This is a genomic window from Micromonospora sp. NPDC057141 (genome assembly GCF_042670805.1).
GTDB lineage: Bacteria > Actinomycetota > Actinomycetes > Mycobacteriales > Micromonosporaceae > Micromonospora.
In genome coordinates this window covers 1-16,097 of the sequence record NZ_JBHUVA010000050.1, presented here as the reverse complement: position 1 = coordinate 16,097, position 16,097 = coordinate 1, and the positions used below count along the sequence as shown (strand labels likewise).

At 75.5% G+C, this 16,097-nt stretch carries 1 protein-coding gene; it reads right to left on the bottom strand.

Annotated features, from left to right (window positions below; genetic code table 11):
* Position 1: 1 nt before the first annotated feature.
* Positions 2 to 16,097, bottom strand: a 16,096-nt coding sequence (locus ACFT41_RS22230) for a type I polyketide synthase (RefSeq protein ID WP_377613965.1), incomplete at its 5' end; no start/stop codon positions are given.

Below are 16,097 nucleotides of genomic sequence, written 5' to 3'. Positions count from 1 at the left end.
GTCAGGACTCGGAGCCGTCGAGCGCCAGCCTGATGAGGGTGTCGGCGTCCATCTCGTCGATGTCGACGTCCTCGCCGGTGGGGGCGGGGTCGGTGTCGTCGCCGTCGGTGAGCTTGAGCAGCAGGTCGAGGAGCCCGGCCTCGCGGATGCGGGCCAGCGGGATGGTGGCCAGGGCCTGGCGCACCGCCGTCTCGGCCGGGTCGGCAGTCTCCTCCCGGTGCGCCTCGGGGAGCAGCGCGGTGAGCAGGTGGGCGGCCACGGCGGCCGGGTCGGGGTGGTCGAAGACGAGCGTGGTGGGCAGGGGCAGACCGGTGGCCCGGGTGAGCCGGTTGCGCAGCTCCACGGCGGTCAGCGAGTCGAAGCCGAGTTCCTTGAACGCCCGCCGCGGCTTGACCCGCTCCGGGCCGGGGTGGCCGAGGACGGCGGCGGCCTCGGCGCGGACCAGGTCGGTGAGGTGCCGGTCCTGCTCGTCGCGGGGCAGGGCGAGTAGCCGGTCCCGCAGGGACCGGCCGCCGTCGGCCGGCGCGGCATCGTCGTCGGGGCGCTCGGCGGGCCGGGCCTCGGGCAGGTCGGCCAGCAGCGGCCGGGGCCGCACCGACGCGTACGCCGGGGCGAACGTCGCCCAGTCGACGTCGGCGACGGTGAGGCAGGGCCGGCCGCGCCCGACGGCGACCCGCAGGGCGTGCACGGCGTCGGCCGGGGGCATCGCCCGCAGCCCGCGCCGGGCCAGTTCCCGCTGGGCGTCGCCGGTGGCCATCCCGCCGTCGGCCCACGGTCCCCACGCGACGGAGGTGGCGGCGAGTCCCCGGGCGCGGCGGCGCTCGGCGAGGGCGTCGAGGTAGGCGTTGCCGGCCGCGTAGCCGGCCTGCCCGCCGCTGCCCCAGATCCCGGCGATGGAGGCGAACAGCACGAACGCGTCGAGCGGCCGGTCGCCGAGCAGCTCGTCGAGGTGCACCGCCCCGGCGATCTTGCCGGTCAGCACGGCGGCGAACCGGCCGAGGTCGGTGTCGACGAGGGGGGCCACGTCGTTGAGGCCGGCGGCGTGCACCACGGCGGTCAGCGGGGCCGGGTCGGCGTCGACGCGGGCGAGCAGCGCGGCGACCGCGTCCCGGTCGGCCACGTCGCAGGCGGCGACGGTGACCCGTACGCCGAGGGCGGTCAGCTCGTCGCGCAGCTGCGCCACGCCCGGGGCGTCCTCGCCGCGCCGGCTGGTCAACACCAGGTGTTCGGCCCCGTTGCCGGCGGCCCAGCGGGCCACGTGCGCGCCGAGCGCGCCGGTGCCGCCGGTGACGAGCACGGTGCCGGTCGGCCGCCACCGGTCGGCCGCCGCCGCGTCGGCGGGGGTGGCCCGGGTCAGCCGGCGCGCGTACACGCCGGTGGGCCGCACGGCGAGCTGGTCCTCGTCGCCGGCGGCGGTGAGGGCCGCCGCGAGCCGGGCCGGGTCGACGCGAGCGGCGGCGTTGGCGTTGCTGGCGTTGGCTTCGGTGGCGCCGGCGGCGTTGGCGTTGGCTTCGGCGGCGGGCAGGTCGAGCAGGCAGACCCGCAGCTGCGGCAGTTCGAGGCTGGCGACGCGGCCGAGGCCCCACAGGCCGCCCTGGGCGGCGCTGCGGACGGCGTCGCCGTCGCCGGCACCGACCGCGCCCCGCGTCACGCACCACAGGGTCACGCTCACCCCGGCGTCGTGCAGGGCCTGCGCCAGCGCCAGCGTGGCGGCCGTGCCGACGGGCACGGCCGGGTGCTGCGGGTGCGGGTCGTCGGCCAGGCCGAGCAGGGAGACGACGCCGGTGGCGGGCCCGTCGGCGAGCGCGGCGGTGAGCCGCCGGGCCAGGTTGCCCCGGGTGGCGGTGGCCGGTTCGGCGGGCAGCCGCCGCACGTGTCCGCCGGCCGAGGCGAGCGCGGCGGCGATGTCGTCGGCGGTGTCGCCGTCGGGCCCGACGAGCAGCCAGTCGCCGGCCGCCGCCGGCACGTCACCGGGGTCGATCCGCAGCCACCCGACCTGGTACGACCAGCCGTTCACCGCCGCGTCGCGGGTGCGGGCCCGCCGCCAGGTGGTTAGGGCGGGCAGGGCCGGGGTGAGGGCGTCCAGGGCGGTGTCGTCGCCGAGCTGGGCAGCGAGCGCGGCCAGATCGCCGCGTTCGACGGCGGCCCAGAACTCGACGTCCCCGCCGTCGGTCTCCTTCCGCACCACCGGCTCGGGCCAGAACCGCTGGTGCTGGAACGCGTACGTCGGCAGGTCGATCCGGGCCGCGCCCGTGCCGGCGAACCACTCCCGCCACGACACGGGCACCCCGGCCACGTGCAGCTCAGCCAGCGCGGCCAGCAGGGCGGCAGCCTCGGGCCGGTCCCGGCGCTGCGCCGCGACCGTCAGCACGCCCTCGTCACCGCTCAGCGCGTCGGCGGCCAGCGCGGTCAGCACGCTCTGCGGGCCGACCTCCACGAACGTGCCCACGCCGGCCTTACGCAGGACGGTGATGCCGTCGCCGAAGCGGACGGCCTCCCGCACGTGCCGCACCCAGTAGTCCGGGGTGCGGATCTCGTCGGCGTCGGCCAGCGCCCCGGTCAGGTTCGACACCACCGGCAGCAACGGCGCGGCGAACGTGAGCCCGCCGAGGACGGCCCGGAACTCGGCGAGCATCGGCTCCATCAACGGGCTGTGGAACGCGTGACTCACCGTCAGCCGGCGGGTGCGGACGCCCCGGCCCCGCCACGACCGCTCGACCTCGTCGAGGGCCTCGACGGCACCGGAGACCACCACGGCCGACGGCCCGTTCACGGCGGCGATCCCGACGTCGACCCGACCGGCGATCGACTCCGCGACGGCCTCCTCGGCGGCGTTCACGGCGAGCATCCCACCGCCGGCCGGCAGGGCCTGCATCAGGCGGCCCCGGGCGGCAACGAGCTGACACGCGTCGGCCAGCGACAACACCCCCGCCACGTGCGCGGCGGTGATCTCGCCGACCGAGTGCCCGCCCACGAAGTCCGGCACCACCCCGAACGACTCCACCACACGGAACAGGGCCACCTCGACCGCGAACAGACCGGCCTGCGTGAACACCGTCTGATCCAACAGGTCGGCCTCCGGCGTGCCCGCCGCCGCGAACAGCACCGGCCGCAACGGCTGCGGCAGCAACGCATCCAGGTGACCGCACACCTCGTCCAGCGCGGCCGCGAACACCGGGAACGCCGCCGACAGCTCCCGGCCCATGCCCGCCCGCTGCGCGCCCTGGCCCGAGAAGACAATCGCGAGCTGACCGCGCTGCTCGGAAACCCCGACCACCACGGCACCCGACGGCTCACCCGCCGCCAGCGCCCGCAACGCGGCCAGCAACTCGTCGCGGCCAGCGGCCGACACCACCGCCCGCTGCTCCAGCCCCGGACGGGTCGTCACCGACGACCACGCCACGTCGACGACGGCAGGGGACTCGTCGCCGGCCAGCCAGCGGGCCCACCGGCCCGCCTGCCCGGCAAGGGCACCCTCGGTGCGCGCCGACAAAAGCACCGGCACCACCGGCGGCGTCGCCACCCGCCCGACCACCACACCCTCGACAACCTCCGCCGGAGGCTGCTCGACGATCACATGCGCGTTCGTCCCCGAGATCCCGAACGACGACACCGCCGCCCGACGCGGCCGGTCCACGGCCGGCCACGGCATCGCCTCGACGGCCAGCGCGATCGCACCAGCCGACCAGTCGACGTGCGGGGACGGCTCGTCCACGTGCAGGGTCGGCGGCACCACACCATGCCGCATCGCGAGGACCATCTTGATCACACCAGCCACACCCGCAGCCGCCTGCGTGTGGCCGATGTTGGACTTGATCGAGCCGAGCAGCAGCGGCCGGTCGGCGGGCCGGTCCTGCCCGTACGTCGCCAGCAGCGCCTGCGCCTCGATGGGGTCGCCGAGCGTCGTGCCGGTGCCGTGCGCCTCGACGGCGTCCACGTCCGCGGTGGTCAGCCGCGCGTTGGCCAGTGCCTGCCGGATCACCCGCTGCTGCGCCGGACCGTTCGGCGCCGTCAACCCGTTCGACGCGCCGTCCTGGTTGACGGCCGTGCCCCGCACCACGGCGAGGACCCGCCGGCCCTCGCGCCGCGCGTCCGAGAGCCGCTGCACCAGCAGCATCCCCACGCCCTCCGACCAGCCCGTCCCGTCTGCGGCGGCGGCGAACGACTTGCACCGCCCGTCGGCCGACAGGCCCCGCTGGCGGGAGAAGCCGACGAAGGCGCTCGGCGTGGCCATGACGGTCACGCCGCCGGCCAGCGCCAGGTCGCACTCCCCCGACCGCAGCGCCTGCGCCGCCAGGTGCAGCGCGACCAGCGACGACGAACAGGCGGTGTCGACGGTGACCGCCGGTCCCTCCAGGCCGAACACGTACGCGACCCGGCCGGAGGCGACGCTGCCGGCGGTGCCGTTGACGAGGTAGCCCTCCAGCTCCTCCGACGCCGCCAGGCGGCCCGCGTAGTCGTGGTGGATCAGGCCGGCGAAGACGCCGGTGGTGGCCTTCGTGTCGCGGGGGTCGATGCCGGCGTGTTCGAACGCCTCCCACGACGTCTCCAACAACAACCGCTGCTGCGGATCCATCGCCAGGGCCTCACGCGGCGAGATACCGAAGAACCCCGGGTCGAACTCCGACGCCCCATACAGGAAACCACCCTGCCGCGTCGTCGACGTCCCCACCCGATCCGCATCCGGGTCATACAGGCCCTCCAGATCCCAACCCCGATCCCCCGGAAAACCACCGATCGCATCCCCACCCGACGCCACCAGATCCCACAACTGCTCAGGACTGGACACCCCACCCGGGAACCGGCACGACATCCCGACGATCGCGACCGGGTCATCGTCGTCCCGGGCGACGGCCCGCGTGACGGCGGCCGGGGCAGCGGAATGGCCGAGCCGCTCGTACAGGTGCTCAGCAAGCCGCTCCGGCGTCGGATAGTCGAACACCAGCGTCGCGGTCAACCGCAACCCCGTCGCCGCAGCGAGCCGGTTACGCAACTCCACCGACGTCAACGAGTCAAACCCCAACTCCTTGAACGCCCGACCACCCGCAACCGCCAGCGCCGACGCATGCCCCAACACCGCCGCCGCCTGACCACACACCAGCTCCACCAGCAACCGCCGCGCCTCGTCGGACGCCAGCCCCGCCAGCCGCCCGGACCAGCCCGAGCCGGCCCCGGCCTGCGCGGCGCGCGCCTGCCGGCGGGGCCCGCTCCGGGCCAGCAGCCGGACGATCGGCGGGACCTGCCCGGCGTCCCCGGTGATCCGCAGCCGGGCGGCGACCACCGCCGCCCGGGGCCCGGCGGTCGCGGCGTCGAGCAGGGCGGCGCCCTCGGCGGCGGTGAGGCCGGTCATGCCGAGCCGGCCCAGGCGCTGCCGGTCGTCGGCGCTGAGGTGGGCGGTCATCCCGTCCGTGGCCCACATGCCCCAGCCGATGCTGGTGGCCGGCAGGCCCTGGGCGCGACGGTGCTGGGCGAGGGCGTCGAGGAACGCGTTCGCCGCCGCATAGTTGCCCTGACCCGGCGAACCCAGCGTCGCCGCGATCGACGAGAACACCACAAACGCCGACAGATCCAGATGCGCCGTCGCCTCGTGCAACGCCCACGCCCCGTCCACCTTCGGCCGCAACACCGCCGCGAGCCCGTCCGCGTCGAGGGAACCGATCGTCGCATCGGCGATCACCCCGGCCGTGTGCACCACGGCGGTCAGCGGATGCGCCGGATCCACCCCCGCCACCAACGCCGCCACCTGCCCCGCATCGGCCACGTCCACCGACACCGCCGCAACCTCAGCACCCGCCCCGGTCAGCTCCGCCACCAGCGCCGCATAGTCGGAACCCTCCACCGGCAGCCGACGCGACGCCAACACCAACCTGCGGCTCTGCCCCGTAGCGACCAGGTGCCGGGCCACCACCCCCGCCAGGGTCCCCGACGCCCCGGTCACCAGTGTCGTGCCGTCCGCGTCCACCGGGGCCGGCACCGTCAGCACGACCTTGCCCACGTGCCGGGCCTGGCTCAGATGCCGCAACGCCGCACGCGCCTGCCGCACGTCCCACACCCGCACCGGCAACGGCGACAACACACCACTCTCGAACAACGCCAACAACTCGCCCAGCATCCGCCCGATCCGCTCGCCGCCCGCCTCATTCAGGTCGAACGCCCGATAGGCCACCCCCGGATGCTCCGCCGCGACCACAGCCGCATCACGCACATCCGCCTTACCCATCTCCACGAACCGGCCACCACGCGGCAACAACCGCAACGACGCATCCACCAACTCACCCGCCAGCGCATCGAGCACCACATCCACACCCGCACCACCCGACGCGGAGGCGAACACCTGCTCGAACTCCGTCGACCGCGACGACCCGATCCGCTCCCGCGCGACCCCGAGACCCCGCAACGTCCCCCACTTGCCCGGGCTCGCCGTCGCATACACCGTCGCGCCGAAATGGTGCGCCAGCTGAATCGCCGCCATCCCCACCCCACCCGCACCCGAGTGCACCAACACCGACTCACCAGCCCGCAACCCCGCCAAATCACGCAACGCGTAGTACGCCGTCAGGAACACCACCGGCACCGACGCGGCCTCCACAAACGACCAACCCGCCGGCACCCGCCCGATCCGCTGCCGCTGCGCCACCACCTCCGGCCCGAACCCAGGCTCGAACAACCCGAACACCCGATCACCCAGATTGAGGTCATCGACACCCGGGCCGACCTCCAGCACCACACCCGCACCCTCACTACCCAGCACCGCCGCCGGATCCGGATACATCCCCAACGCGATCAACACGTCCCGGAAGTTCACCCCGGCGGCGCGGACCGCGATGCGGACCTCGCCGGGCGCGAGGGCGGCCGGCTCGGCGGCGACGATCTCGACGCCGTCGAGTGTGCCGGGGCGCGCGGCGGCCACGTGCCACGCACGGTCCGCCGGCGGGGTCAGCTCCGCGCCCGACTGGCGCACGAGCCGGGGTACGCACACCGCGTCGCCCCGGAGCGCGAGCTGACCGCCGACCGTGGACGGGTCCGCCGCGACGGTCGCCAGCACGCCGAGCGCCTGCGGGCCCATGCCCTCGTCGAGGTCGGCGAGCACGATGCGGTCGGGGTGCTCCGACTGCGCCGAACGCAGCAGACCCCACACCGCCGCACCCGCCAGATCGGCCACCCGGTCCTCGTCCCGCGCCACCACGGCACCCCGGGTCACCACCACCAGCCGCGAATCGGCAAGCAGATCGGCGGCGAGCCACGCCTGCACCACACCCAACACACCCGTCACGACCTCCCGCACCGCGTCCGGGACCGACGCCCCGGCGACGGGAACGGGCAACAACACGAAAGCCGGCGCGGCCACGCCCGTCCCGACGGCCGCCACCAGCGCCGCCACGTCCGCATACGCGGGCACGTCGTCGGGCAGCCCGGCGTCGCCGAGCGCCGCCCAGCCGGAGCCGTCGGCGGCGGGAGCGACGTCCTGCAGCTGCCAGGTCACCTGGAACAGGGAGCGGTCGGCCGCGCTGGGCGCGGCGACGCCGGTGAGTTCCCGCAGGACGAGGGAGTCGACGGAGACGACCGACCCACCGGACTCGTCGGCGGCGGCCAGCCGTACCCCGGAACCGGCCCGGCTCAGCCGCACCCGCAGCACCGACGCGCCCGCCGCGTGCACCTGCACACCGGTGAACGCGAACGGCACCCGAGGCCCGGAGGTGTCCTCGGCCAGCAACAACCCGATCGGATGCAGGGCGGCGTCCAGCAACGCCGGATGCACCCCGAACGCGGTGGCGTCGCCCGCCGCCGACTGCGGCAGGGCCACCTCGGCGTACAGCTCGGCGTCACCCGTCCACACCCGACGCAGGCCCTGGAACACCGGCCCGTACGCCAGCCCGTGCCCGACAAGCGCCTCGTACCAACCGGACAGGTCAACCTCGGCGACACCCGCCGGAGGCCACTCCCCAACCACAGGCTCCTCGACGACGGCCGCCTCCAACACACCCTCCGCGTGCCGGACCCACTCCGCCTCCGCATCGTCCTCCGGCTGGGCGTGCACGGTGACCTCACGGGCACCCGAGTCGTCGGCCCCGCCGACCCGCACCTGCACCCGTACCCCACCCGAGACCGGCAACGTCAACGGCGCGGCGATCGTCAACTCCCGCACCCGCGACGCACCCACCTCGTCACCGGCCCGCACCACCAACTCGATCAGGGCGGTGCCCGGCACCACCACCGCACCGGAGACGACGTGATCGGCCAACCAAGGATGCGTCGACACCGACAGGCGACCCGTCAACACGATCTCGTCGTCACCCGCCAGGCGCACCGCCGCACCGAGCAGCGGGTGACCGGGGGCGGCTAGGCCGGCGCCGGACACGTCGCCGGCCCGCCAGGCCGCCGCGTCGGGCCAGTACCGCTGCCGCTGGAACGGGTACGTCGGCAGGTCCACCGGGCGCACGGCCGTGCCGCCGCCGGTGAGGGTGGCCCAGTCGACGGGCACGCCGCCGGCGTACGCCTCGGCGAGGGCCGCGAGCAGCGCGGACGCCTCGGTGCGGCCCCGGCGCAGGGTCGGCACGATCACCGCCCCGGCGGCGGTGTCCGCGTCGTCGGCGAGGCAGTCGGCGATCATGCCGGCGAGCACCCCGTCCGGCCCGACCTCCAGGTACGTGCCGACGTTGCGCTGCCGCAGGTAGGCGATCCCGTCGGCGAAGCGGACGGCCTCGCGGACGTGCCGCACCCAGTATTCGGGGTCGCACAGGTCGACGGCGTCGGCGGCGACGCCGGTCAGGTTGGACACGACGGGCAGCGTCGGCGGCTGGAAGGTGAGCCCGTCGAGGACGGCCCGGAACCCGGCCAGCATCGGCTCCATGAGCGGGCTGTGGAAGGCGTGGCTGACCCGCAGGCGGCGGGTGCGGACGCCCCGATCCCGCCAGCCGGCCTCCACGGCGTCGAGGGCGTCGGCGGCACCGGAGACCACCACGGCGGACGGCCCGTTGACGGCGGCGATCCCGAGCCGGTCGGTCAGGCCCTCGATCGAGGCGCGGACGTCGGCCTCGCCGGCGGCGACGGCGAGCATGCCGCCCCCGGCGGGCAGCGCCTGCATGAGCCGGCCCCGGGCGGCGACCAGCGCGCAGGCGTCGGCGAGGGTCAGCACCCCGGCGACGTGCGCGGCGGTGATCTCGCCGATCGAGTGGCCGCCGACGAGGTCGGGGACGACCCCGAACGACTCGACGAGGCGGTACAGGGCCACTTCGACGGCGAACAGGCCGGCCTGGGTGAACACGGTCTGGTCGAGCAGCTCCGCGTCGGGGGAGCCTTCGGTGGCGAACAGCACGTCGCGCAGCGGGCGGGGCAGCAGCGGGTCGAGGTGGCCGCACGCCTCGTCGAGGGCGGCGGCGAACACGGGGAACGCCCCGTACGCCTCGCGGCCCATGCCGGGGCGTTGCGCGCCCTGGCCGGAGAAGAGGACGGCGAGCCGGCCGGGCCGGACGGTGCCCCGGACGACGACGGACGACGGCTCGTCGGCGGCGACGGCGGCCAGGCCGGCGAGGAGGCTCTGCCGGTCGCGGGGCAGCAGCACCGACCGGTGTTCGAACGCGGACCGGCCGGCGGCGAGGGCGTGGCCGAGGTCGGGCAGCCCGACGCCCGGGTTCTCCCCCAGCCAGTCGTGCAGGCGGCGGGCCTGTTCGCGCAGGGCGTCGCCGGTGCGGGCGGAGAGCACGCAGGGCGTGGTGAGGTCGCCGGTGGCGACGGCGGCCGGGACGGTCACGGTCGGCGCGGGCGTCACCTCGGGGGCCTGTTCCAGGATCGTGTGGACGTTGGTGCCGCTGATGCCGAACGACGACACGGCGGCGCGGCGCGGCCGGTCCACCTCGGGCCAGGGGCGGGGCTCGGCGAGCAGCGACACGGCCCCGGCGGTCCAGTCGATGTGCTCCGACGGGGAGTCGACGTGCAGGGTGGCCGGGAGCTGTCCGTGCCGCATCGCCATGACCATCTTGATCACACCGGCGACGCCGGCTGCCGCTTGGGCGTGGCCGATGTTCGACTTGATCGAGCCGAGCCAGAGCGGCTGGTCGGCGGGCCGGTCCTGCCCGTACGTGGCCAGCAGCGCCTGTGCCTCGATCGGGTCGCCGAGCGCCGTGCCGGTGCCGTGCGCCTCGACGGCGTCCACGTCGGTGGCGGCCAGGCGGGCGTTGGCGAGGGCCTGCCGGATCACCCGCTGCTGCGACGGCCCGTTGGGGGCGGTGAGGCCGCTGCTGGCCCCGTCCTGGTTGACGGCGCTGCCCCGGACGACGGCGAGGATCCGGTGGCCGTTGCGCTGGGCGTCGGAGAGCCGTTCCAGCAGCAGCATGCCGACGCCCTCGGCGAAGCCGGTGCCGTTGGCGCCCGCGCCGAACGCCCGGCACCGCCCGTCGGGCGACAGGCCGCGCTGGCGGGAGAACTCGGCGAGCATGCCGGGGGTCGACATGACGCTGACCCCGCCGGCCAGGGCGAGGGAGCACTCGTTCTGCCGCAGCGCCTGGGCGGCCAGGTGCAGGGCGACCAGCGACGACGAGCAGGCCGTGTCGACGGTGACGGCGGGGCCCTCGAGGCCGAACAGATACGAGATGCGACCGGAGGCGACGCTGCCGGCGCTGCCGTTGCCGACGTACCCGTCGAGTTCGTCGGAGGTGCCGAGGGCCTTGCCGGCGTAGTCGTGGTAGATCAGGCCGACGTAGACGCCGGTGCTGCTGCCCCGCGCGGTCAGCGGGTCGATGCCGGCCCGCTCGAACGCCTCCCACGAGGTCTCCAGCAGCAGCCGCTGCTGCGGGTCCATGGCCAGGGCCTCGCGGGGCGAGATGCCGAAGAATGCGGCGTCGAAGTCGGCGGCGTCGTAGAGGAACCCGCCGCGCTGCGGGGTGGCCGTGTCGTCACCGGCGTCGCCGCGCAGGTCGGCGAGGTCCCAGCCGCGGTCGGTGGGGAAGGGCGCGATGACGTCCGCGCCGGCGGTGACGAGGTCCCACAGCTGTTCGGGGGTCCGTACCTCGCCGGGGAAGCGGCAGGCCATGCCGACGATCGCGATGGGCTCGTCGACGCCGGTCGCGGCGGCAGCGGCGCGGGCCGGCGCGGGGGCGGCCCGGCCGCCGATCTCCCGGTCGAGGAAGTCGGCGAGCACGGCGGGCGTCGGGTAGTCGAAGGCGACGGTGGCGGGCAGCCGCAGCCCGGTGGCGGCGGCGAGCCGGTTGCGCAGCTCCACGGAGGTGAGCGAGTCGAAGCCGAGTTCCTTGAACGGCCGCTGCGGGTCGACGGTGTCGGCGGAGCGGTGGCCGAGCACGGCCGCCACGGCACCCGCGACGAGGTCGAGGAGTTCGCCGCGCCGTTCGGCGGGGCTGAGCGCGGCGAGCCGCTCGCCCAGCGACAGGTCGGCGGCGGCCCGGGTCGCCGCGCGCCGCCGGGTGCGGGGCGGGCGCACGAGGTCCCGCAGCAGGGCGGGGACCGGTCCGCCCGTGGCCGCCGGCACCTTCATGAGTACGACGTGCGGGCCGCCGTGCCGCTGCGCGGCGTCGAGGAGCGCGAGCCCTTCGGCGTCGGTGAGCGGGGCGCTGCCGGCGCGGATGGCGCGGCGGTGTTCGGTGGCGTCGAGGTGGGCGGTCATCGTGCTGGTGGTGGCCCAGAGGCCCCAGGCGAGGCTGGTCGCGGGCAGGCCCCGGGCGCGGCGGTGCTGGGCGAGGGCGTCGAGGAACGCGTTCGCCGCCGCATAGTTGCCCTGACCGGGCGAACCCAGGGTCGCCGCGATCGACGAGAACACCACGAACGCCGACAGATCCAGACGCGCCGTCGCCTGATGCAACGCCCACGCGCCGTCGACCTTCGGCCGCAACACCGCCGCGAGCCCGTCCGCGTCGAGGGAACCGATCGTCGCATCGGCGATCACCCCGGCCGTGTGCACCACGGCGGTCAGCGGATGCGCCGGATCCACCCCCGCCACCAACGCCGCCACCTGCCCCGCATCGGCCACGTCCACCGACACCGCCGCAACCTCAGCACCCGCCCCGGTCAGCTCCGCCACCAACGCCGCATAGCCGGAACCCTCCACCGGCAGCCGACGCGACGCCAACACCAACCGACGGGCCTGACCCGACGCGACCAGATGCCGGGCCACCACCCCCGCCAGGGTCCCCGACGCCCCGGTCACCAGTGTCGTGCCGTCCGCGTCCACCGGCACCGGCACCGTCAGCACCACCTTGCCCACGTGCCGGGCCTGGCTCAGGTGCCGCAGCGCCGCACGTGCCTGCCGCACATCCCACACCCGCACCGGCAACGGCCGCAACGCACCCTGCTCGAACAACGCCAACAACTCGCCGAGCATCTGCCCGATGCGCTCGCCACCGGCGGCGTTCAGCTCGAACGCCTGGTACGTCACGCCGGGGTGTTGGCGGGCGACCAGTTCCGGGTCGCGGACGTCGGTCTTGCCCATCTCGACGAACCGGCCGCCGCGCGGCAACAACCGCAACGACGCGTCCACGAACTCACCCGCAAGCGCATCGAGCACGACATCCACACCCGCACCACCCGACGCGGAGGCGAACACCGCCTCGAACTCCGTCGACCGCGACGACGCGATCCGCCCCTGCGCCACCCCAAGGTCCCGCAGCGTCCCCCACTTACCGGGGCTGGCGGTCGCATAGACGGTCGCGCCGAAATGGTGGGCCAGCTGGATCGCCGCCATCCCCACCCCACCCGCACCCGAGTGCACCAGCACCGACTCACCAGCCCGCAACCCCGCCAGATCCCGCAACGCGTAGTACGCCGTCAAAAACACCACCGGCACCGACGCCGCCTCGACAAACGACCACCCCGACGGCACCCGCGCCACCCGCAACCGCTGCGCCACCACCTGCGGCCCGAAACCCGGCTCGAACAACCCGAACACCCGATCACCCGGCACCAGATCGCCGACACCCGGGCCGACCTCCAGCACCACCCCCGCACCCTCACTACCCAGCACCGCCGACGGATCCGGATACATCCCCAACGCGATCAACACATCCCGGAAGTTCACCCCCGCCGCCCGCACGGCCACCCGGACCTCGCCGGGCGCGAGGGGCTGGGCGGTGCCGGGCCGCAGGTCGACGCCGTCGATCGTTCCCGGGTCGACGGCGGCCACGTGCCACAGGTCGCCCTGCGGGGTGAGCGCGTCGCCGGCGGGGCGGGTGACGCGGGGCGTGAGGACGGTGCCGGCCCGGATCGCGAGCTGGCCGCCGGTGGGGGCCGGGTCGGCGGCCACCGCCGCGAGCAGCGTCACCGCGCCGGCGTCCAGCGGACCGTCGAGGTCGGCGAGCACGATCCGGTCCGGGTGCTCCGACTGCGCCGACCGCAGCAGGCCCCACACCGCAGCACCCGCCAGGTCGTCGGCCTGGTCGCCCGGCCGGGCCGCCACGGCGTCGCGGGTCGTCACGACGAGCGTCGTGTCGGCGAGCGCGTCGGCGGCCAGCCACGCCTGGACGGTCCCCAGGACGTCGGCCGTCACCGACCGGACCACCCCGGGCAGGTCGCCGCCGGGGGTCCGATCCGGGCCGGAGCCGGCCGACAGGAGCAGGAGGCCCGGTGCGACCGAGCCCGCCTCGACGGCCGCCACCAGCGCCGCCATGTCCGCGTACGCGGGCACGTCGGGCAGCCCCGCGTCGCCGATCGTCACCGCGCCCGACATGTCGGCGGCCGGGGTCACGTCCTCGGCGTGCCAGGTCACCTCGAACAGGGAGCGATCGGCCGCGCTCGGCGTGGCCACCCCGGTCAGCTCCCGCAGGACGAGGGAGTCCACCGACACGACGGGCGCACCCGACTCGTCGGCGGCGACGAGGCGCACCCCGGAGCCGGCGCGGGTCAGCCGGACCCGCAGCACCGACGCGCCCGCCGCGTGCACCTGCACGCCGGTGAACGCGAACGGCACCCGAGGGCCGGACACGTCGTCGGCCAGCAGCAGCCCGATCGGGTGCAGGGCGGCGTCCAACAGCGCCGGGTGCACGCCGAAGGCCGTGGCGTCGCCCGCCGCCTCGTCGGGCAGCGCGACCTCGGCGTACACGTCGCCGTCGCCGGTCCACACCCGGCGCAGGCCCCGGAACACCGGCCCGTACGCCAGCCCGTGCCCGACGAGCGCGTCGTACCAGCCGCTCAGGTCCATCTCCGGAACACCGGCCGGCGGCCACACCCCGACGCCCGCCTCCTCGGCGACAGCCGGCTCCAGCACACCCTCCGCGTGCCGCGTCCACTCGGCCTCCGGGTCCTCCTCGGACTGGGCGTGCAGGGCCACATCCCGGCCACCGGAGTCGTCAGCCGCCCCGACGCGCACCTGCACCCGCACCCCACCCGAGCCAGGCAGGGTCAACGGCGCGGCGATGCTCAACTCCCGCACCCGCGACGCACCCACCTCGTCACCCGCCCGCACCACCAACTCCACCAACGCCGCACCCGGCACCACCACCACACCCGACACGACGTGATCGGCCAACCACGGATGCGTCGACACCGACAACCGACCCGTCAACACCACCTCGTCGTCACCCGCCAGCCGCACCGCCGCACCCAGCAACGGATGCCCCGCCACCCCCAGGCCAACACCCGACACGTCACCCACCCGCCACGTACCCGCCTCGGGCCAGAACCGCTCCCGCTGGAACGCATACGTCGGCAGGTCCACCCGGGACGCACCGGAGCCGGCGAGGACGGCGGCCCAGTCGACCGGTACGCCGGCCGCGTACAGGCCGCCGAGCGCGGCGAGGAGTTGGCGGGGGCCGTGTTCGTCGCGGCGCAGCGAGCCGACCACGACGCCGCCGGGCTGCCCGGTGCTGGCCCGGTCGAGCGCGTCCTGCACGACGACCTTGAGCACAGGGTGGGGGCTGAGCTCCACGAACGTGCGGTAGCCGGCGCCGATCAGCGCGTCCACGACGGGGGCGAGGCGCACCGGTTCGCGCAGGTTCCGGTACCAGTAGTCGGCGTCCAGCTCGACGGTGTCGAGGGGTTCGCCGGTGACGGTGGAGTGGAAGGCCACCTCGGTGGGGTGGGCCTCGATCGTGCCGAGCGCGGCGGCCAGGTCCTCGCGGACGGCCTCGACGTGGCCGCAGTGCGACGCGTAGTCCACGGCGATCTGCCGGGCCCGGATGCCGCGCTCCGCGCAGGTGGCGAGCAGTTCGGCGACCGGGCCGGCGTCCCCCGACACCACGGTCACGGCGGCCCCGTTGACGGCGGCGACCCAGAGGGCACCCGGCCAGGGCGCGATGAGCTGCGCGGTGTCGGCGGCGGACAGCGGCACGGACACCATGCCGCCCAGCCCGGAGATGGCCAGCAGGCCCCGGCTGCGGGCGACGACGAGCCGCATCGCGTCGGGCAGGGTGAGCGCCCCGGTGGCGCAGGCGGCGGCGATCTCGCCCTGCGAGTGGCCGATGACGGCGTCGGGCCGTACGCCGCAGGACTTCCACACCTCGGCGAGGGAGACCATGACGGAGAAGAGCAGCGGCTGGACGACGTCCACCCGGTCCATCGGCGGGGCGTCGGGCGCGCCGCGCAGGACGTCCTCGGCGTTCCAGTCGACCAGCCGGGACAGTTCCGCCGCGCACTGGGCCATCCGGTCCCGGAAGACCGGCGAGGACTCCAGCAGGTCGAGGGCCATCCCGGCCCACTGGGAGCCCTGGCCGGGGAAGACGAAGACGACCTTCGGCGTACCGTCGGGGGTGCCGGCGTGGTGGTCGGCCTCGGCGATCGCGGCGAGCCCGGCCAGCGCGGAGTCCCGGTCGGCGGCCACCGTGACCTGCCGGTACGGGTGGTGGGCGCGGCCGGTGGCGAGCGAGTATCCGAGGTCGACGAGGTCGAGGGCCGGGTCGTCGGCGAGGCGGGCCCGCAGCCGCGCCGCCTGGTCGCGCAGGGCGCGGGCGCTGCGGGCCGAGACGAGCAGCGGTACGGCGTCGGCGGCGACCAGGCCGGGTCGCGCCGCCGGGCGCTCGGGGCGGGGTGCCGGGGCGTCGGCGGGGGCCTGCTCGATGATGGCGTGGGCGTTGGTGCCGCTGATGCCGAAGGAGGAGACGGCGGCGCGGCGGGGCCGGTCGACGGCCGGCCAGGGTGCGGAGTCGGTGGTGAGGGCG